We start from the raw sequence: 21,729 nt of genomic DNA on the forward strand, positions 1-21,729 counted from the left end.
CAAAATCGGCTCGTTGGCATCATTATGTTCGCGATGTTCGCGCTTGGTAATTAGATACAAGCTAGGAATAATTCGGATGTTGTTATTTACCCTGTAGGAATAAAAAGTCTCTAAATGCAAAGAAGTGTGTACGTCTTGCCGATAGTTTTTAATTAACTACTAAATACCGATGGATTTTTAGTAGTTTGTTGCTAAGTTTGGATATTTGCATAAATTAGGTAAAAAAGCAAGCCTATTAAGATACATTCTTTAAAAGAAATATTAGCAAACTTGTGTTAAGCAGTACTTGCCTTTTTCTCGTAAGTGTGAAAAACTCTGTTAAACAGATAAACTACGGTAACCCAATCAAGTTGTAGTATTTTATAAGGAATAAACTACAGCATTTCATTTATCGGCTGACTACTTAGCTAGAGCTACAAAAAAATATTGATCGGGCAAAGATTAATCGTATACCTGATGCAAGTAGTAATGAAACGCCCTATCAATGTTCTAAGTGATTCAAACAAACTTGGTAAGAACCTCGGCATTCTCATACTACAAGTTCTCCTTTATAGATTTGTTCTAGCAACAGAGACTAGGGAAATATTCAGAATAATTTTTCCAATGCCTAATCCCCAGTACCCAAATAGAGATTGATTCACTAAAAAACTAACTTATGACCCAACTGAAAACACTTCCTAGCTATGACCCAACATTATTTGAGGGTGCAGCTGAAGTTTACGCTCAATACAGAACTAAATACCCACCTGTTGTATTCGACAAATTAACCGAAATTTTTCATCTTAATGGTCAGGGACGACTGCTTGATTTAGGTACTGGGCCAGGTTTAATTGCCATTCCCCTCAGTACTAAATTTCAGGAAGTAGTTGCGATCGATCCTGATTCGGAAATGCTCAAAGAAGCGCAACGCCAAGCAGCAACTGTAGGAGCAAATAATATTACTTGGCTAGAGCAAGGTGCAGAACTGATTAATCCTAGTCTAGGGGAATTTAAACTAGCTACCATTGGCAGAGCCTTTCACTGGATGGAACGGGAACTCGTACTAGAACGCCTTTATGAATTGTTGGCAGATGATGGTGCGATCGCATTGCTCAATACAGGTGATAATCCTTGGATAAGTTCTTTACCCTGGAAACAAGCTGCCGTAGAAGTAGTGAAAAAATGGTTAGGTGAGGAGCGACGAACTGGACAACGAGGACAAGGTATTCGTAAACCAGTTGATCCTCCCCACGAAGTTGTAATTGCTAATTCAAAATTTGCTCGCCAAGAAGTGTATGAAGTGCCATTTGAAAAAGCCTGGACAGTCTCCAGCTATCTTGGCTACTTGTACACCACAGCCTTCTCTTTGAAAATTTTCTATGGCGATAAAACCGAAGCATTTGAAGCAGATATCAAAGAAGCATTACTAGCAGTTGAGCCTTCTGGACACTTTACAGAAGAACTCACAGCAACAATCCAAGTAATTTGGAAGCATTAATTTAGATGCTATTTAACTATACACAAAAAAGCAGATGAGTAAAACACGCAAGTTTCGTTTAGGTGCATTCATTCAAGCCACTGGACATCATGTTTCTGCCTGGCGACATCCAGATGCACAGATAGACGCTGGATTCAATTTTGAGCATTACAAAGAAATTACCCAGACTGCCCAACGCGGCTTTTTTGATGCAGTTTTTCTGGCGGACAGTCCAGGAGTTTGGGGTGGCGCTCCAGAAACTCAAAAACGCGATGGTAAACTTGTCCATTTCGAGCCAGTCACACTCTTTTCGGCCTTGTCTTCTGTAACCGAAAACATCGGCTTCATTTCCACCGCCTCGACTACTTATGAAGAACCTTACACCCTGGCACGTAAGTTTGCCTCGCTGGATCACTTGAGTAAAGGCCGGGCGGGTTGGAATGTAGTTACCACGGGTAACGAGAATGCCGCACTTAATTTTGGTCTTGAGCATCATCCAGAACACAGCCAGCGTTATGAACGTGCTGAAGAGTTTGTGCAAGTGGTGAAAGGATTGTGGGATAGTTGGGAAGATGATGCTTTCATCCGTGACAGAGAATCTGGTATCTATTTCGACCAGAATAAACTACATATACTCAACCACAAGGGTAAACATTTTTCTGTCAAAGGCCCTTTGAATGTCGGTCGTCCACCTCAAGGTTATCCGGTGATTGTGCAAGCTGGAGCATCAGAAGCTGGACGGGATTTAGCTGCGCGGACTGCTGAAGTAATATTCACCGCCAATCAAACCCTAGCTGATGCCCAGGAATTTTACGCTGATGTCAAAGGGAGGCTGGCGCAATATGGGCGTTCTCCAGAGGATCTGAAAATCATGCCTGGGGCTTTCCCCATTATTGGGCGTACTGAAGAAGAAGCCCAAGAGAAATATGAATTTCTGCAATCGTTGATTCATCCCGATGTAGCTTGGGGTATTTTAAAGACCTATTACAAAAGTGTGGATCTGTCGAAATATTCTTTAGATGATGTAGCTCCCGAACTACCCAGTGATACCAATAATAATAAGAGTCGTCTGAAACTAGTCAGAGATTTGGCTACTCGTGGGACTCTGACGCTGCGTCAGTTGTATCTGTCTCTAGCTACTGCAAGAGGTCATCGCACTATACTTGGTACTCCTGAAAGTATTGCCGATCAACTAGAGGAATGGTTCAATAATGGTGCAGCAGATGGTTTTAATATCATGCCGCCAATTTTGCCTACAGGATTAGATGAATTCGTGAACTTGGTCGTTCCCATCTTGCAGAAACGAGGACTGTTCCGTACTGAATATGAGGGTAGTACCTTGAGGGAAAACCTGGGGCTGCGTCGTCCGGGTAATCAATTTGCCGCTAAACAAGTGGATGCAAGATTAGTTTTGGCGTAAATCAATAGGGCTTACGTAACGCCGCATATTCTTTTCAGTTCGTAGTCAGGACTTTGGTTTTCTCTTGCAAACGCTAGTTGAACAAAATCAGGACTAAAGTCCTTACTACAAACACAAAACGTAAGTCCTGATCAAAAAAGTATTGAGTTTCGAGTGCTGTAGACACTCCTACGGTGAACCAGTCCGTTACGGGTTCTTTCAGTTGTAGCAATTGTCTTAGCTGAGTTATCCAGATGCGATAAATCGCCTATAAATTTTAGGGTTTTATTGGGCTTTCAATCCAATAAATTACCAAATAACACCCAAATGGGTTGTTGTACTCAGCACCCATAACTCATTTCTCAGCACTACTTCTGTCATTTATTCAAGGAAAAAAACATGACTGAATATAGCAGATTAAAAACTTCCCGTTCCGCCGCAATCAAAGCAACCCTTAATTATCCGATAATCGACACCGATGTTCACACTAATGATTTCACTCCAGCGCTGGAGGATTACATTGCTAAATACGGTGGCTCGAAACTCGTAGATGAATTACGCAAGGCGGAATCTTCTCGTCTTAATTCCAAAAGCAATGGTAAAGATTGGTATCAACAAACTCTAGAAGAACGGCAGTACAACCGCACAATTCGATCGCCTTGGTGGGCGAGAGTTACTCGTAACACTTTAGATTTAGCGACTTACACTTTGCCTGAATTGTTCTATCAACGTCAGGCGGAGCAGGGGTCAGATTATTCAGTGTTATTTCCGAATAATGTTCTTGCACCAGCTGGAGCCAGTAAAGAGAATCGTCAAGCACTGCAACGTGCAGTCAATCACTATCACGCTGACTTGTACCGGAAATATAGCGATCGCCTGACACCTGTAGCTGGTATCCCTATGGGTAATCCTCAAGAAGCCGTTGAAGAGCTAGAGTTTGCAGTGAAAACACTAGGGCTGAAGGTAGCAAACATCCCTGGTGGTGTGAAACGACCAATTAAGGCGATCGCTGATAAATATCCAGCAGATCAATACCCTGAAATCGCCAAGTATGCCTCTTACATTGACTTTTATGGATTGGATAGTGAATATGACTACGATCCATTCTGGGCAAAAGCAGTTGAATTAGGTGTACCCATTACTACCCATTACGGCAGTCAAGGCTGGACTGGACGCTCCTCCATCAGCAACTACATGAACAACCATATCGGTCATTTTGCCGATGGCTCACAAGCATTTGCCAAAGCGTTGTTCTTTGGTGGTGTTACCAAACGTTTCCCACAGTTACGCATAGCTATGCTTGAAGGTGGTGCAGATTGGGGCGCACATGTCTACATTCATTTAGTGGATAGATTCTCCAAGCGCAATCTCAAGGGGCTGCAAAACTACAACCCAGAACTAACAAATTCTGATGAGTTGTTCTTGTTGTTTGAGCGTTTTGGTAGTGAATTCTTACAAGAATATCCTCTCAATAAAGAAGAACTGACAAAGAGTGTCTTAGGTTCTTCTTTCAACCGTCATAGCCGCTCACCCGTTGGTAGCGAACTAGAAGATTTTGCCGCCGCCGGGATTGAAACCATTGAAGACATCCGCGATCGCTGGGTAAATAGTTTCTTCTTTGGTTCCGAGTCCGACGATCGCACCATTGCAGCCGCATTCAACAACAAAGCTAATCCCTTGGGTGTAAAAATCAACGCCATCTATTCCTCTGATGTTGGTCACTGGGATGTGCCAGATTTGACCGACCCACTAGCGGAAAGCTGGGATTTGGTACAAGAAGGTGTGATTTCTGAAGCGGACTTTAAGGCTTATGTATTCAATAATCCTTACAAGTTTTACACCCAATCTAACCCTGACTTCTTCAAGGGTACAGCGATTGAATCCAAAGTCAGTGAAATGGCATCCCCACAAGTAGATAAGAAACTTGTAGTGGCATAAATCACGGAAGAAGTCTGAGGGAACAAATTCACAATCTAGAGACTTTTACCAGTCATGGGGATTAGATAATTTCTAGTCCCCAATTCCTAAATCAAACACATACTTCAGGAATTACAACTAATAGAATATTGCATTAGTTCATCAAAATTTAACGACATAACGAATATCTCCATGACATTACCAACAACTAAACTCGGTGAAACTGGATTGACCGTTTCCCGTCTCTGTCTTGGTACAATGACTTTCGGATTACAGACAGATGAAGAAACTTCCAGACAAATCCTTGACACCGCCGCCGATGCTGGAATCAACTTTCTCGATACAGCCGACGTTTATCCCCTTGGGGGTGGGCTTGCTACTGCTGGAAGTACCGAGGAAATTATTGGGCGCTGGCTCAAAGGCAAACGCGAACATTTTATTTTGGCTACCAAGGCTGTAGGTAAGGTTGGCCCTGCACCTTGGGATCAGGGTGCTTCGCGCAAACACATTTTGGATGCGATTGATGCTTCTCTCAGACGACTGGGAACTGATTATGTTGACCTGTACCAATTGCATTCTGACGATGCCTCAACCCCTCTTGATGAGACTCTGGAAGCACTGGATACGATAGTTCGTGCTGGCAAGGTACGCTATATCGGGGTTTCTAACTTCTTGGCTTACCGACTCAGCCGCGCTTTGGGTCGCGCCGATGTGCGAAATCTGACTCGCTTTGTTTCAATTCAACCCCGCTATAATTTATTATTCCGCGAAATTGAGCGAGAACTTTTGCCTTTGGCGAAAGAAGAGGGACTTGGTGTAATTCCTTACAATCCCTTAGCAGGTGGTCTGCTGACTGGCAAACACAATCTGACTCAAGGCCCTACCGCAGGCACACGTTTCACCTTGGGTACTGCCGCAGAACGTTATCAAGAACGATACTGGCGCGATCGCGAATTCAATACTGTTGAGGAATTACGTACAGTGGCAGAATTCGCTGGATTGTCACTTACTACCCTCGCGGTGGCTTGGGTACTGGCTAATCCCATTATTACCGCCCCGATTATTGGTGCTAGCCGACCAGAACAACTTGCTGACACCCTCAAGGCTGTAGAATTCCAACTCGATGACAATTTGAAACAAAAACTAGACGACATCACCGCCGAATACCGTAGGGGAGATTCTCTGCGTTAAGGATTATCGGCATAGAAATTTGGTTGCTAGGAAAGGATTTAGTGATTAGAGGACAGAATAGCTAATACCAATTCTCCAAAATGATGCAAAAACCTAGATGAAATGTGACTTTCTTAATCTCGTTCGCCTAGCGTGGCTTGGACTGTTATTACAAACTACGAATTGGTATACGCGATACTAATCTATCAACTTTCATGAATAAAAAGTCCAGACAATCCAAATCCTTTCAACGTGCTGCCAATGCACCCAACTTGCCAGACACAACCTTTAGGTTCATTTGCTATTTCGTTAACCAGTTCCGGTGGTGGTATATGCTAATGGTGATTCTGGAGGTAATACACGCCACCTGCGGCATTATGTTACCTTACGCCATTGGTGAAATCATTCGCAGCGTGACGCGACAGGCGGGCGACAGCAAGTCCATTTTTGATGCAGTGAGCCAACCCCTAACGTTGTTCATAGCCTTGAGTGTGGGTGAAGTGGTATTTGGGCGATCGGCTGGACTCTTGCAAACTATCCTCCATCCAATCCACCGACAGCATATCGTGCGATCGCTATATGCCTATTTGCAGCATCATTCCCATCGCTACCTGAGCAGCAGTTTTTCCGGGGCATTAGCACATCGGATTAGCGAAACTTCTCTAGGTGTTACCCAGACGATGCAAATGATGATTACTGAATTTATGCCAGTAATTGTTGTGTATAGTGTCGCCACCATGTTACTGTATCGCGCCTATCCTCCGCTTGCTGCGCTCGTAGGGATATGGGCAGTTCTCTTCATCAGTATTTCGTTCTGGTTGGCAACTCGCTGCCGAATTTATTCCCGGAAAGCCGCAGCCGCCAGAAGTGAGACAACTGGCATAATTGTGGATACGGTAACAAATCTCACCAGTAGCCGACTGTTTGCCCGCCTGGGTTTTGAACGACGCTATTTGAATGAACAATTAAGGGACGAACTCAAAGAGGTGAGAAAATCCAACTGGTACTCGGAGCGAATCCGTTGGTTTCAGTTTATCTCAGCAGCAGTCCTGAAAATTGGCACTTTGTATTACTCGCTCTCACTTTGGAGTCACGGGACGATCGCAACTGCGGATTTCGTTGTAGCAACCAGTCTGTCACTATTAATTATTAGTGAAGCCCGCAATTTAAGTAAACGGTTTCTAGAATTTTTTGAACATATCGGCAATATTGCCAATGGTGTCTCTATTATCGTTCAACCCCACGAGATCATTGATCGGGATAGTGCGATCGCCCACTCAATCACCCAAGGTAAGATCGAGTTTCGGCAAGTGAATTTTAGCTACTCGCCTGGGAAAAAAGTATTCGACAACCTCTCTATCACCATCCAAGCAGGCCAACGTGTCGGACTGGTTGGCTTTTCTGGCTCTGGGAAATCCAGTTTTGTAAATCTAATTTTGCGTCAATTCGATCCCCAATCGGGACAGATTCTCATTGATGGGGTGGATATTCAAGACATGATGCAAGATGCCTTACACGCCCAGATCAGCTTGATTCCTCAAGATCCGTCTCTGTTCCATCGGACATTAATAGAAAATATTCGTTATGGACGACTAGATGCCACCGATGAGGAAGTGATTGAGGCAGCACGCAAAGCTTATGCTCATGATTTTATCGCGCAGATTAAAGAAGGTTATGATTCTTTGGTCGGTGAACGTGGTGTCAAACTTTCTGGAGGGCAAAGACAAAGAATTGCGATCGCTCGGGTAATTCTCAAAGATGCACCAATTCTGATTCTAGATGAAGCTACCTCCAGCCTCGATTCCATCACCGAAAAAGCGATCCAAGACACTCTAGATTTAGCGATGGATGGAAAAACCGTCATCGTGGTGGCTCATCGACTTTCTACTATTGCCCATCTAGACCGCATTTTGGTATTTGATCAAGGGCGCATTATCGAAGATGGTACCCACGCCAAACTGCTGGCACGCCGTGGTGCTTACTACAGGTTATGGAAAATGCAGGCAGGTGGATTCTTACCTGTAGAAGCCAATAATCAAAATGCCTCCGAACTACAAACAGGATAGTTTCGAGTAAGTAGGTAGCGACATAACATACCCTACTTCATATACATTGAATTTTTCTTGCCAACTTACTTATTTACAGCTTATGCCTAACAACGGTGAGCAGATGTTTAATGGACAAGTTGAAAGAGAGTTATTAGATGGAGTGCCTTGGTTGTTAGGGCAACAGCCTCAACGACGAGATCATCTTCAGCTATTACTCAGTAAACAACAGCAAAGACGAGATATCTGGGAGCTACCAAAAGAAAATAGCCCCAGTTCCGAACCAACAAAAATGCACTTCCATTGTAGAGCGATAAGTTATTTGACCGCAGCGATAAATTATAAGTCAATTCTTCATGTCTTTAAGCTTTATTAGAAGGACATCTAATTTTTAGGATTTCTGATATAAAGTTGTAGAAATCCCTTAAATAGGCAATGCATAAGGATTTAGATTAGTAACAAATAATTTGTTGTTATGGTCAAATAATTCGTCGGTCTAAAACCACACTAAATCTGCATATTTAGTAGTTAAGTTTCGTAGCGGCGGGTCTGAATCCTCACTCAAAGAATACAAAATTATGAATTATAATTCTTTTTCAAGGCATTATCTTTAGTTTACGATTAAAGATAATTACAAATTGGCAAAAAGAATATCGTTTTAAACTTTAACGCATGAAGCTTTGGTGATGAATTTACCTACGACATTATCCAGCTTGATAACCTTAGTTGAATTCTTTCGTGGGGTGTCAAAGTTACAAGTAATGGTGCTGTAATCCAGTGTAGCAGTGCCAGCGCTAGAGTTGTAAATGCCGCCACCACGTCCAGATTCGTAACTACCAGAACTAAGTTCGATCCCAAAAGCTTTATTGTGTTTGATAGTGCTATTTCCCACTGTTAGGGTGGCAGTATTATAGATGCCAGCGCCAAAATGTGCTTGATTGCCGCTAATGGTGCTATAGTCCACGGCAACGATTCCTAACGGCTCGTTGTAGATACCGCCACCGTAATCCCTGGCATAGTTATTACTAATGGTACTATTACTTACCAATAGGGTACCCTGATTATAGATTGCACCTCCATTGGTAGCCTTATTGTGTTTGATAGTACTATTCTCCACCGTAATGCTGCCATATACTAGTACATCTGGACCACGGTAACCCGGAATGATAAAGCCTGGGTTATAGATGGCACCGCCGTATTCCGCATAGTTATTACTGATGGTGCTGTTACTCAGGGTTATAGTGCCTTCGTTGTAGATACCGCCGCCTAAGTAGCCGTGGTTCTTATTGATGAGACTGTTATTCACGGTTATAGTACCGCCGATTGTAGTGCCGCTAACATAGATACCGCCACCGGAGCCGTTTGTACCTGCCGAATTGTCACTAATGATGCTGTTATTCACCGTTATAGTGCCATCACCCTGATTAAGACTGATACCGTCATAGATACCACCACCGTATTCCGCAGTGTTGCCACTAATGGTACTATTATTTACTGAGAGAGTAACACTGCTGTAGATGCCGCCACCGTTGCTGGCGTTATTGTTACTGATGAGACTGTTACTCACGGTTATAGCACCTTCGTAGCTACCATAGATACCACCACCGTATTCCGCAGTGTTGTCAATGAAGCTACTCCTATCCACTGATAGGATGCCAGAACTAAAGATGCCGCCGCCGCCGTAGTAGCTAGACCTGAAGCTGACACTGTTGTCACTGATGAGGCTCTTACTCACCGTTATAGTGCCAAACTCGTAACCAAAGATGCCGCCGCCTCCATATTCCGCAGTGTTGGCACGAATGGTGCTATTACTCACGGTAACGATGCCTATATTGCGGTTGCCGTTCTCCTTAAAAACATAGTTGTAAATGCCGCCGCCTTCTCTATATGCAGTGTTGTCACTAATGGTGCTTTTATCGACTGATAGAATGCCAGAGCTGAAGATGCCGCCGCCGTTGTTTGTCGCCGAATTGCCAGTGATGGTGCTGTTGCTCACCGATAGGGTGCCTTGATTAAAGATAGCACCGCCGTATTCCGCAGTATTGCCAGTGATGGTAGTGTTGCTCAAGTTAAGGACGCCTTGATTGGAGATGGCACCGCCTCCTCCGGCGTTTTTATAGCTATTGGTAATAGTTAGCCCGTTGATTGCAACAGTTACACCATTGCCAATATCAAAAACACGGTCAGCACTATTATCACTAACAGTTAGTAAGCCTGGATTTGTGCCTTGAATGGTAAGGTCATCTGTGATACTCAGACTACTACCAATCAAACTGATGGTATGAGCAAGTCCATCATTAAACAGTCCACCAAAATTGATGATGTCTTTTCCTGCCAAGGCATTGGCATTTAAAATTGCCTGCCGCAGAGAACCTGCATCACTGTTCTTGGTGTTAGTCACGGTAAATATAGACATTGAGGTTACTCCAATTTTTTAGTATAAAAAATTATATTTACTACTTGCTCTCATACCAGACTTTCACCATATTTGGAAAATCTCTCTCCTCCTATAAGCCACGGTGTACACACAAGTCTGTAAATCCCACCTGAAAATTGCTTTCGTTGCCCTAGTCGTAAAAATAGGGAGAGAAATGGAGTTTCAAGTCGCCCAAAATTTGGGTATTTATGGGGCTAAAAGAGTTAAAACCTTTGCGGCACTTGTGTGTAAAGGGTAGCCTCCTATGACCGAGAGAGATTTTAACTTTTCCCCCTCTCCTATGGAGAAAGGGTTAGGTTCTTTGTCGGCTTTTCAGATGAGGTAGAAAAGTCAGGTAGTCGCCCGAGCCTGAGCGGCTAAAGTCACTGCCGTTGGCCTTACCACCGATTGGCAAATCAGGTCTTTTGCTTTCAAGTGCCAGCACAGGAAAACATCTCAGTATATGGCTAAAACCTAGACTTTCCTTGGAGTTGTTTTAAGTCAGAAGTGCGAAATTATACCCTTCGGGAATTTTAAAACATCTTTTAAGAGTGTTAATAACGAAAAATAATTTATTATTCGACACTTGGAAATAGGTAACATGCAGATAACCTAACAATTAAATACCGAAAAATGATTTATATGTCTATAATTCAAGAAATATCTTCGCATAATCTTTATGTTACCGGCTTATAAATGTAAGTAGAGCGGCGTAAATAATTAAAGGTTTGTAGTGATGATTTTAGTTCTCAAACAAGGGCTAAATCCCTTGCTCTGAAACATTTTAAGAGATTTTGTATTACTTAATACAGTTTGATTTATTCTCGCCTACTTACTGAGATATTATAACTACTGAGCTTAACGTATTCTTTATATTTTGCTCTTATCGTTTGCGTAATAAGCTGACACTTGGTTTATTAGACAATGCCGCAATTACTTAAGTACAATTAATATTCCTAAGCTGCCGAACATAGGCAACAATGGACATCTGGCACTAATATTTGTCAAAATCACTGGTTTGAAGAAGAGCCATAGTCTAAGGCATCGTTCCTTTGTAAATTTTCCTTTTTGGGTGACTGATTATCTAGGAAATCAAATCAGTCAGTAAAATCAGTCAAACTTGCGATTATACTTCCCAAAGTCTCAGATGATGACGTATAAACCACGCGGTAGAATGATTAAGCTAATCGGTATTTAAGCTGCATAATACGAATGTTCCAACAATTTAAAAGTCAAATAGCAATTGTATCGTAACTTCTCAATAACCGTTGCAAAAATGAGCAAATAATTCTTAGTTAGGTGAGAATAGTTGCTTCCATAGGGATTGAAAATACTTCATTTTTTGAAGCTGCCTTTGCTCTAATGACATCAGGACGACGGCAAGATAAACTTGTTTGGACAGGAATTTGAGTCAATCTTTCGCGATCGTCAAGTGGAGGCAGATGAATTCTATCAACGTATCTGTCCTTTTCCCTTATCTGAAGAGATGCGAACTGTGCAACGACAGGCATTTGCTGGAATGCTATGGAATAAGCAGTTTTATCATTACGTGGTTCACGATTGGCTCAAAGGCGACCCAGTAGCCCCACCACCTGCTGAACGTAAGCAAGGCAGAAATCATCAATGGACGCATCTTTATAACGATGATGTCCTCTCAATGCCGAGTCAGGATGATGACTTCTTGACTTAGGCATCGAACTAAAGTTTGAATCTAAATTCAAACTTTAGTTGGAGCCAACCTTCGATTGATATATGGACTGATTCATCAATCATTGTATTGTACAAAAGTTTCAACTTTGAGTGGACGACAAGTTAGCGTTAATTGCATATATTTAATTTAGCCAAATATTGAGAGCAATTTAGTTGCAATATCTAAGTTTGCTTGATACAAACAGAGTGGAAAGAGAGTTGTATGCTCAATGCTGCGGCTGAACATACAACCGCCGGAGGTATCAGTGAGCTTTGACCGCGATCGCAGTTCGTTATTCTTCCCACCTTCAACACAAGATCACATAAAAGGTATGCTGAATGCGACCGTAGTGGTGGTGATGTATGGGGACTATCAATGTTCTCAAAGTGCGGACGTTTACAGGCTGATTAAAGTCATTGAGCGACAGCTTAGTGTTTTTTTGGGGGAAAATTATTTGTGTTTCACCTTCCGTCATTTTCCACAGATCGAGATTCATCCTCATGCTCAACGTGCGGCGGAAGCGGCAAAAGCAGCTGCTGTCCAAGGTCTATTTTGGCAGATGCATGAAATGCTGTTCGCCAATCAAAAAAAGTTAAAAAACGGCTATCTGATAGAGTATGCCAATAATCTAAAACTTGATATCTCCCAATTTCTGCAAGATATATTTAAAAAAGTGTATGTTAATGCGGTCAATGAAGATATTCAAAGTGGATTACACAGTGGAGTAACATTTGCCCCAGCACTGTTTATTAATGGAATTAGATATAGCGAGCGATGGAACATTGAGCAGTTGATGGCAGCTATTGTCACTGCAAGTAATCAACGCTAAGACGAACGCTCGAATCTTGACCTAGCCAGAATACAGGCAAATCATCATGAGAAACAAATAACTTTTAGTTTGTCACGCCCGAAGCTATTCCAGAAATGAGAAGGTAAGGAGCTATGCAAAGAAAAACCAGTTTTGAAAGTAAAGGTATAAAATGTTTCGTTACCTTTTATACTCTGGATAAAGTTGCATCCAGCGATCGCTACCCGGCCATTGTCATGGCTCATGGAATTGGTTTGACTAAAGAAATGGGATTGCCGCAGTTTGCTGAGTTCTTCGCTCAAGGACTGATTACAGAAATGGGGATGCGGGATGAGACAGAAACACTGGATATGGCGCTGCTTGCACGCATTTTTGCCGAGTTGGGCGATGAAGTCCTAGGTCCGCCTGGTCTACGATGTTTGTGGCGCTGGCGATCGCACGAGAGTAGAGCGCGATCGCCCTGGCAACCAAGATTATTCTTATTCAACCCAGACAGGACAAAGGTTTTCAGACCATCTTGCAGGTTTTTACACCTATCTAGTTGCAATACTACCCCCAACTTAGTGCGACTATTTCCAGAAGTAAGTAGACAGAATTAAATGTAAAGTTTGTGTAGACGGGATTTAGGCACGAAACTCAACTAAAAAAGGAGAGGAATTGCAATGACAATTAATCAACCCGGACTTTTTGTTGAACCGGATCGAGGTCGTTCTTACTATTTCGGTCAAGACCTCTATACCTTCAAAGCAATTGGTGAAGAGACAGGAGAAGCCTATGCACTTTGTGAGGTAATCGTTGCACCTGGTGGCGGTACGCCTCCTCATCGGCACAGCCGAGAAAATGAATCATTTTATGTTCAAGATGGAGAAATTGAATTCCAGCTTGGCGATCGTACTTTGGTTGGGACATCTGGAACTTTCCTTCATTCACCTAAAGGTCAGCTTCACCAATTTACCAATACGACCTCTGTACCTGCCAAACTGTTAGTTTGGGTGACTCCTGCGGGCTTTGAGAAATTTATCGCCGAAGTTGGAAAGGCAGTGAATGGTCAAATTAAATCTGCCCCACCATTGAGTTCTGAAGACTTAGATAAAATTCTCACCACTTCACCTAAGTACGGCATCGAGATTATTCCCCCGCCTCCTGAACAATGACAACACCAGGACTTACCGTAAATCAACAAGTTTTAGTTAGGGGTAATCGGTAAAAGAGTTTACTGATGATAGATTTTACCCCACAAATTCAACTGCACTTATAACCTTACAAGGAATAAAGTCATGGCCACATATCACACAGTTTCGATTGATGGTTTAGATATCTTCTATCGCGAAGCTGGCTCCCGCGAAAATCCCACAATTTTGCTGTTGCATGGCTTCCCAACCTCATCTTATATGTTCCGCAATCTGATATCTGCGCTTGGCGATCGCTTCCATCTGGTTGCACCTGATTATCCGGGCTACGGCAACAGTTCGATGCCAACTGTGAATGAGTTTGATTACACATTTGATCACCTAGCCCAGATCGTGGAGAAATTTATTACCGCGATCAATCTTAAGAAATATAGCCTTTACGTCATGGATTATGGCGCTCCCATTGGCTATCGCATTGCAACTAAATATCCAGAGCGAGTTGAAGCGCTGATTGTCCAAAACGGCAATGCCTACGAAGAAGGTCTGCGCGAATTTTGGGAACCGCTCAAGGCTTATTGGCAAGACCGTTCACCTGAGAATGCTGAGAAGCTTAAACACCTTGTCACGCTGGAAGCCACGAAATGGCAGTATACCAACGGCGTTCGCAATCTGGAAGCAATCAGCCCTGATACCTGGAATATGGATCAACTGTTCCTCGATCGCCCCCGAAACGATGAGATTCAACTGGCGCTGCTGTATAGCTATGGCACTAACCCACCCTTGTATCCGCAATGGCAGGAGTATTTTCGCAAATATCAGCCACCAACCCTGATTGTTTGGGGTAAGAATGACTACATCTTCCCCCCAGAAGGCGCTCATCCCTACAAACGCGACCTAAAAGACGTGGAGTTGTATTTACTCGATACCGGACATTTTGCCCTGGAAGAAGAAGGCGATGCGATCGCAAACTACATCGCTCAATTTCTCACGTCACGACTGCAACCCATCCCTGTCTAATGAGTGCAAATCTGTCTACGGATGAAGTTGTAAAAGTAATGAAGTAACGTCAACAACCATAGGACTCACCATCATGAAAAAACTAGACGGAAAAATTGCAGTTGTGACGGGGGCATCTAAACGACCATATCACCCAGTTGAAATTACTGGCATGGGAAGCGGCTGACAGCAAGGTGTGGCTCAGGTACAACGATCCTAATTACTTAAAACAGCGTTTTTCTCTCGCCGATGAGTTGGTGAAGAATATCGCTATCATTGTACTTTTAATCCATCAAGCACTCCTTTAATTAACTTATTTGTTGATTCAATTTAAATACTTGACTATTGACCCAATTTAAAATTCTTATGAAAGTCATCTCTGTAAACGTCGGACTGCCGCGTGAAGCGACCTGGAAAGGGAAAGCCGTTAGCACCGGAATTTTCAAAGAACCAGTCAGCAAAAGGGTGATGGTGCGATCGCTCAATTTAAATGATGATGGACAAGCTGATCTAACCGTTCATGGCGGAGCAGACAAAGCAGTCTATGTATACCCATTCGAGCATTACGATTATTGGCGAGGTGAATTGCCTGACACAGAGCTACCGCTAGGCATCTTTGGCGAAAATTTCACGATCACTGGACTCAGAGAAGAAGACGAATACTTCCAAGAGCAAAGTCGTCGTCAGGATGTGAGGCTTGCTGGAATGCTAAACAAGTATCAATACTACAAGACTCTTGAAAATAATGAAAACACTCATGAAAAGATCAGCGTTACTCCTTGTTCTGCCAATCAGTATGTTAGCTAATTTTTCTTTAAGAGCTTCTGCTGATTCTACTGCTGGCATCATCCTGAGTACAAAATGCAAGGGTGGTTATAACATCAATATTTGGCAGAATTATACGAACGGTGAACTGCTCTATCGCGCGACCAATCCCAACGGTAATTTAAATTTGGGCAAAGGAACTAGCCAAGCAACAGAAGGTGTTCGAGTGTATAAGTTTCGGAATGGAATTTATGAATATTGGGTGTGGGATGGCACGTTAGATAACCGGCAATCTGGAACTTTAGAGGTTTATAAAAACAATCGTATCTTGATGAAGCAAGCTTGTAGAAAAAGTTGAATCTTCTAGCAGGTGTTATGCATTTTTTTTAAACCTAGTTAGGGCAAGCATCTTGAGTTAGTTTCGCCAAATATATCATCGTTAAAACTTTCTCAGAAAGCTAATCTTTTTTGAAGTTCATAACACCTTCTAAGCATCGTATTCACAAACTCAAAAGATATGGAAGTGGACATTCAACACTATGACGACATTATTATCGGCGGCGGCAAAGCGGGTAAAACACTTGCACCAGCGCTGGTTGCTGACGGACGTAAAACCGCTCTGGTTGAACGCAGTTTAAATATGATTGGTGGCGGGTGCATTAATATTGCCTGCATTCCTACTAAAACTATGGTGGCGAGTGCCAATGTGGCAAACACAGTGCGAAACAGTGCCGCTTATGGTGTTAAAGCTAATACACCCAACGTTAATTTAGGAGAGGTGATCCAACGAAAACGAGCGGTTGTGCAATCTGCGCGTGAAATGAACTTGCACAATTTAGAAACGGCTCTGGATAACAACTTGATCATTGGCGAAGCAAGGTTTGTTGCTCCTAAAACAATTGAAGTGACGACGGCTGAGGGGAACAATCGCTTACTTACCGCCGAACGCTTATTTATTAATACAGGCACACGACCGTTAATTCCATCCATCCCCGGACTCACAGAAGCTGGGTTTTTAACGAGTGAGTCGATTATGGAGCTAGAACACCTGCCCGAACACCTGATCGTTCTCGGTAGTGGCTATATTAGTTTAGAATTTGCCCAGATGTTTCGGCGCTTTGGCTCTGGCGTTACTGTCATTGGGCAAAGTGAGCAAATCCTGTCACCGCAAGATCCAGATATAGCGATCGCCGTGCAAAGTCTGCTAGAACAAGATGGTATTGAATTCTTGCTGAAAGCAAAGGTGTTGAGGGTCGTTCGCGTTGGCGGAGCCTCTGGCAGAGAAGCGTCTCCTTTGGAGAATCGCACTGGTAATGAAACTATCCTGCAAATCCAAGTTGGCGATCGTGAAATCACCCTCCAAGGGTCGCATTTGCTCGTCGCCGTTGGTCGTGCGCCCAATACCGATAGCTTAAATTTAGCTGCTGCGGGTGTGGTAACCGATACACGCGGATTTATTCAAGTCAACGATCGCTTAGAGACGAACATTCCAGGGATTTGGGCGTTAGGCGATATTAATGGCGGCCCGCAATACACCCATATATCGCTCGACGATTATCGCATTATCAAAGCTAATTTAATTGATGGGAGCAACCGGAGTACACGGGATCGATTGATTCCATCCTGTCTGTTCATTGATCCAGAACTAGCTCATGTGGGTTTGACGGAAACTGAAGCACGACAACAAGGATATGCCATTCGCGTGGCGAAGGTGGATGCGTCAGCCGTTCCCAGAGCAAGAACACTGGGTCAAACTGATGGACTGCTAAAGGCGATCGTGGATACCGAAACAGGTCGGATTCTAGGGTGTTCACTCTTGTGTCATGAAGCGGGGGAAGTGATTTCCACGGTGCAGATGGTCATGCTAGCTCAGATGCCCTATACCGTTTTGCGCGATGGCATTTTGACTCATCCCACAATGACCGAAGGTTTAAATATCCTGTTTTCCAAGTTGTAAGGAGACAGCAATTGCAGATCCAAGGACTTACCAAATAAACGACATTTCACTCTTGAAGGTTAATTCAATAATCTTGACTCGAAAGGATTAGTTTTAGAGTGAACGTTAACCCATTGCGTTAGTTACAAAAAAGTAGATATAGCATGATTAGTAAAACATCTAAAGTCGGTATTATTGGTGCAGGTAATGTAGGTGCAGACGTTGCAAATGCTTTAGTTCTACTTGGTAGATGTGTAAGGGTTGTCCTTTTTGACCGAACCTTATCAAAAGCTGAAGGGCAAGTATGGGATATCGAAGACAGCATTCCCCTACTTAAAGAGATGGAAATCTTACCATCAAATCAGTATGAAGATCTAGCTGATTCAGATATCATTATTGTGACTGTTGGGGTGAAGCAAAAACAAGGACAGACCCGATTAGATACATTGAGCGACAATACAGAGATTATACGTTCAACAATCAAAGAATTGGATCGAGTTGCACCGAATTCAATCGTACTTATCGTTAGCAATCCAGTGGATGTACTAACGCGGATTGCGATCGCTACTTCCACTAGAGCAGAAAACCTAATTTTCGGTTCGGGAACCGTTCTTGATACTGCTAGACTGAGATATCAACTTGGAAAGCGACTGAATGTTGCAAAACAAGACGTTCATGCTTATGTGATTGGAGAGCATGGAGACAGTGAATTTGTCGTTTGGTCTAGTGCATTTATTGGGGGGATTTTGTTAACTGAATTTCCCATACCACAAGGAGCAACGCTAGAACAAATTCAGCAAGAGTACGCACAGTTAACTCGTAAACGAGGCTATAACATTTTTGAACGCAAAGGAAATACAAGCTATGGTATATCAACAGTACTTTGTCAGTTAGTTGATACCATCCTGCGAGATGAAAAGCAGATATTTCCAGTATCGGCCAGAGCAGATTCTCACTATGGAGTTGGCAGTGAAGTTGTTCTTGGACTTCCATGTATCATTGGCTCAACAGGTATTGAGCGCAAACTCTTGTTATCAAGAAATGCTCATGAACAACGCTTATTAGAAGAGTCAGCTAACAAACTCAATGAAGCCTATAATTTTTTGCATAATTAAAATTAATTGGGTGCGGCTATGGTTGAAAATACAGTATCCTGAACAATACCTTTGCCATCAAGTAGAACAAGGCAATACATGAGTTAAATATCAGTAGAGACTACTCAGGAAATAAATAGCTTTAGTTTCACTATTTGATAGACTTAAACTTAACATCCAGTGCTTGTTGATAAAAATAGCAACTAAAAATGGCTAATTATACTTTCGTTCTAAAGTTTGAGAAGAGAGCATCCACTTTCGGCGTATCTACTTTTTTAGATAACTATATAGTAGGGTTTTTGAAGTATTAGAATTATGTTTCTTTCAAAAGTAGATGCTCCCTTTGAGAACGTTGTCAATAAGGAACCTTGTAATGATTAAGTTTTTAGTACGTGCGCTGTTTGCTACATTATGGTTAACTGTATTTTTGAACTTGTTCACTTCTGTTGCCCTTGCACAAAGAACTTATGAGCCAACAACTGAATCGCTATCGAAGCATGAAGTTCCAGACTGGTTCAAGGATGCGAAACTCGGAATTTTCATCCATTGGGGGGTATATTCTGTACCTGGCTATGCACCACTAACTGGGGAACTGAACAAAGTCGTTGCAGAGCGTGGTTGGGAATATTGGTTTGAGAACAACCCTTACTCGGAATGGTATTACAACTCCATGAAACTTGAGGGCAGCCCTACCTATAACTACCATCGTACAACCTATGGTGAAGGCTTCACCTATGATGACTTTATTCCCAGATTTAATGCAGCCATAACAAATTGGAACCCCTCGAAATGGGCAAAATTATTCTCTAAAGTGGGTGCGCGGTACGTTGTACTAACAACGAAGCATCATGATGGCTTTTTGTTGTGGCCTAGTAAAACTAGAAACCAGCCAGGGCGAGTAGCAACACGCGATATTGTAGGCGAACTAACACAAGCTGTTCGCCAAGAAGGTATGCGTATGGGTGTGTATTACTCTGGTGGTATTGATTGGTCTTTCAAAGATACAACAATCACAGACTTCAACGCGCTGCTAGGAGCAATCATTCAGGAAAAAGCCTATGCAGACTATGCGAATGCTCATTGGCGCGAATTGATTGATCGCTATCAGCCATCTATATTATGGAATGATCTTGGCTACCCTATTGGGCAAGCCAATGAAATTATGTCCTACTTTTACAATCGCGTACCCGATGGTGTGGTGAATGACCGTTTTGATTTAGGTGGTCAGTTAGGGTTGCACTTTGACTTTTCCACACCTGAGTATAGCCAGCTCACACAAATAGAACCTCTTAAATGGGAAAGTACAAGGGGTTTAGGTTACTCATTCGGCTATAACCAAAATGATACTGATTTGAACATGATTTCGGTAGATGAACTAGTTGACTTATTTGTAGATATTGTTAGTAAAAATGGGAATTTATTGCTGAACATTGGGCCAAAGGCTGATGGTTCAATATCCAAAGTACAGCTTGAAAGATTAGAAGGCTTGGGTAAATGGCTAGATGTGAATAGTAAAGCAATCTTTGGCTCACGCTATTGGATACGAGCAGAAGATTTAACTCCAGAACGTATTCGAGTGCGCTACACCACTAATAAAGGAAAATTATATGCAATATTGCTTGATGAGCCAACGTTTGGAAAGGTTACTATTCCAGGAATAATTTTGCCGAAAAAAGCAAATATTACGATGCTAGGTTTTGGAAATAAACTGAAGTGGCAGCAGTACAATCAGAATTTATCCATAACACTACCGCACAAGTCTTTAGTCAAAAAATCACCAGCTTACACATTAGAGATTAGCTGTATGCCTCTATAATCTGATTCAGAATTTAGAAACATCTTTGATTAAAGAAGAAACAAGGCTTACAGCTTATTTTTTAATAGAAGATGTTTCCTGAAGCTAAACTTTTCAATTGAATATCATACTTTGAATGGCTTCTGGCGCGCCTTGACGAATACCACTTTCATAAGTTTTTGACCGATCTCGTGAGACGACTTTGACACCAGGGTGAGCTTTTAACCATTCTGCTAAGGTTTCCGCCAAGGCATCTTTTAGTAGAGCAATTGGTCTCAGCCAAGATCACCAAAAGTTGCCAAGAACCCAACTGTAGGGCTAAACTCAGTAAATTGATCAACCCTGTAACTTGGTACACCCTTTCTTGCCAACACTTTGAATTACTTACAAATTGACAATCCCTCGTTTAACAGCAATAATCACAGCTTGAGTGCGATCGCTGACTCCCAATTTACTTAAAATTCGATTAATGTGAGATTTGACGGTGCTTTCACCGATACTCAAACTACTACTAATTTCTAAATTACTCATTCCTCGCGCCATTAAACGGACTACATCTAGCTCTCGTTCACTCAGCAGTTCTGGATTGCTCATCCTCTGTACGAGTTTGGCCCCCACTTCTGGTGGAATATACTGCTGGCCTCGATGAATCGTGCGAATGGCACTCAGAAGTTCGTTAAATTTAGCATCTTTGAGCAAATATCCTTTAGCAGCTAGCTGCCTGTAAACCACGATAGATATCTTCGTCACCATCGTAGGTAGTTAGCACAACAATTCGGGCAGATGGAAATTCAGCACAAATAGCAGTAATGGCTTCAACTCCTGCCATCTGCGGCATTCGTAAATCCATGAGCGTTACATCTGGTTGGTATTCACGAAAAAGAGCGATCGCTTGTTGTCCATCTTCTGCTTGAGCAATCACCGCCATCTCTGGATCGTGTCGCGGTTAATGATGGTTGCTAATCCTTGCCTAAGAATGGAATGATCGTCAACAATCAGAACCCGAATAGTCGTTGATTGGCTCATAATTATTAATAAATTAAAAGTACAGACTTATACCAATTCAAAATTCAAAATTTTCGCGCAATGTCTCGTAAAGAAGAAATCCCGAT

17 protein-coding genes and 2 pseudogenes are annotated in these 21,729 nt (G+C 42.5%); 16 read left to right on the top strand and 3 right to left on the bottom strand.

Annotation, left to right across the window (positions count from 1 at the left end):
- Positions 1-655 precede the first annotated feature (655 nt).
- The 6 genes from LC608_RS24925 (at position 656) to LC608_RS24950 (ending at position 8,363) form a co-directional block, all read left to right on the top strand.
- Positions 656-1,477, top strand: coding sequence for a class I SAM-dependent methyltransferase (locus LC608_RS24925; protein WP_229556131.1), 822 nt, complete (start codon positions 656-658; stop codon positions 1,475-1,477).
- Between the two features lie 34 nt (positions 1,478-1,511).
- Positions 1,512-2,876, top strand: coding sequence for an LLM class flavin-dependent oxidoreductase (locus LC608_RS24930; protein WP_229556132.1), 1,365 nt, complete (start codon positions 1,512-1,514; stop codon positions 2,874-2,876).
- Between the two features lie 378 nt (positions 2,877-3,254).
- Entirely contained in the window at positions 3,255-4,793 is a 1,539-nt protein-coding gene (locus LC608_RS24935) for an amidohydrolase family protein (protein ID WP_229556133.1), read from the top strand.
- 171 nt (positions 4,794-4,964) lie between these two features.
- On the top strand, positions 4,965-5,963 hold the full coding sequence (locus LC608_RS24940) for an aldo/keto reductase (protein ID WP_229556134.1): 999 nt from the start codon (positions 4,965-4,967) through the stop codon (positions 5,961-5,963).
- Positions 5,964-6,157: 194 nt separating this feature from the next.
- Complete coding sequence (locus tag LC608_RS24945) at positions 6,158-8,008, top strand: ABC transporter ATP-binding protein (RefSeq protein ID WP_229556135.1); 1,851 nt, start codon at positions 6,158-6,160, stop codon at positions 8,006-8,008.
- 82 nt (positions 8,009-8,090) lie between these two features.
- Positions 8,091-8,363, top strand: coding sequence for a hypothetical protein (locus tag LC608_RS24950; RefSeq protein ID WP_229556136.1), 273 nt, complete (start codon positions 8,091-8,093; stop codon positions 8,361-8,363).
- Positions 8,364-8,645: 282 nt separating this feature from the next.
- Here LC608_RS24950 and LC608_RS24955 read toward each other — a convergent pair whose 3' ends face one another.
- A complete protein-coding gene (locus tag LC608_RS24955) occupies positions 8,646-10,403 on the bottom strand; it encodes a right-handed parallel beta-helix repeat-containing protein (protein ID WP_229556137.1) in 1,758 nt (585 codons plus the stop codon).
- 1,393 nt (positions 10,404-11,796) lie between these two features.
- Here LC608_RS24955 and LC608_RS24960 point away from each other — a divergent pair.
- The 10 genes and pseudogenes from LC608_RS24960 to LC608_RS25005 form a co-directional block, all read left to right on the top strand.
- Positions 11,797-12,072 (top strand): annotated as a pseudogene (locus tag LC608_RS24960) (glucosidase); the annotation flags it as partial.
- A 250-nt stretch (positions 12,073-12,322) separates the two neighbouring features.
- Positions 12,323-12,922 carry a DsbA family protein gene (locus tag LC608_RS24965; RefSeq protein ID WP_229556138.1) on the top strand — a complete coding sequence of 200 codons (600 nt, stop codon included), beginning with the start codon at positions 12,323-12,325 and terminating at the stop codon, positions 12,920-12,922.
- A gap of 113 nt (positions 12,923-13,035) precedes the next feature.
- Positions 13,036-13,500 carry a hypothetical protein gene (locus LC608_RS24970; protein ID WP_229556139.1) on the top strand — a complete coding sequence of 155 codons (465 nt, stop codon included), beginning with the start codon at positions 13,036-13,038 and terminating at the stop codon, positions 13,498-13,500.
- Positions 13,501-13,563: 63 nt separating this feature from the next.
- Complete coding sequence (locus LC608_RS24975; RefSeq protein WP_229556140.1) at positions 13,564-14,055, top strand: cupin domain-containing protein; 492 nt, start codon at positions 13,564-13,566, stop codon at positions 14,053-14,055.
- 123 nt (positions 14,056-14,178) lie between these two features.
- Positions 14,179-15,048, top strand: coding sequence for an alpha/beta fold hydrolase (locus LC608_RS24980; protein ID WP_229556141.1), 870 nt, complete (start codon positions 14,179-14,181; stop codon positions 15,046-15,048).
- A 345-nt stretch (positions 15,049-15,393) separates the two neighbouring features.
- Positions 15,394-15,834 carry an MOSC domain-containing protein gene (locus LC608_RS24985; RefSeq protein ID WP_229556142.1) on the top strand — a complete coding sequence of 147 codons (441 nt, stop codon included), beginning with the start codon at positions 15,394-15,396 and terminating at the stop codon, positions 15,832-15,834.
- Positions 15,824-16,150 (top strand): hypothetical protein, encoded by a 327-nt coding sequence (locus LC608_RS24990; protein WP_229556143.1) that lies wholly within the window; start codon positions 15,824-15,826, stop codon positions 16,148-16,150. Before LC608_RS24985 ends, LC608_RS24990 begins: the two co-directional genes overlap by 11 nt.
- Before the next feature lie 159 nt (positions 16,151-16,309).
- Positions 16,310-17,749, top strand: a complete 1,440-nt coding sequence (locus LC608_RS24995; protein WP_229556144.1) for a mercuric reductase — start codon at positions 16,310-16,312, stop codon at positions 17,747-17,749.
- Positions 17,750-17,892: 143 nt separating this feature from the next.
- Entirely contained in the window at positions 17,893-18,843 is a 951-nt protein-coding gene (locus LC608_RS25000) for an L-lactate dehydrogenase (protein WP_229556145.1), read from the top strand.
- Positions 18,844-19,195: 352 nt separating this feature from the next.
- Positions 19,196-20,638: an alpha-L-fucosidase gene (locus tag LC608_RS25005; protein ID WP_229556146.1), complete on the top strand. Its 1,443-nt coding sequence runs from the start codon at positions 19,196-19,198 to the stop codon at positions 20,636-20,638.
- A 93-nt stretch (positions 20,639-20,731) separates the two neighbouring features.
- Here the strand turns inward: LC608_RS25005 and LC608_RS36955 are convergent, their stop codons facing one another.
- Together LC608_RS36955 and LC608_RS25010 are read right to left on the bottom strand one after the other, a co-directional pair.
- The gene (locus LC608_RS36955) at positions 20,732-20,866 is read right to left on the bottom strand and encodes a hypothetical protein (RefSeq protein WP_267871191.1); all 135 of its coding nucleotides are present in this window, start codon (positions 20,864-20,866) and stop codon (positions 20,732-20,734) included.
- Positions 20,867-21,001: 135 nt separating this feature from the next.
- A pseudogene (locus LC608_RS25010) lies at positions 21,002-21,643 on the bottom strand (response regulator).
- Positions 21,644-21,729 lie beyond the last annotated feature (86 nt).

Origin of the sequence: Nostoc sp. XA010 (assembly GCF_020829625.1) — a bacterium.
In the GTDB taxonomy this organism is placed as follows: Bacteria; Cyanobacteriota; Cyanobacteriia; order Cyanobacteriales; family Nostocaceae; genus Nostoc.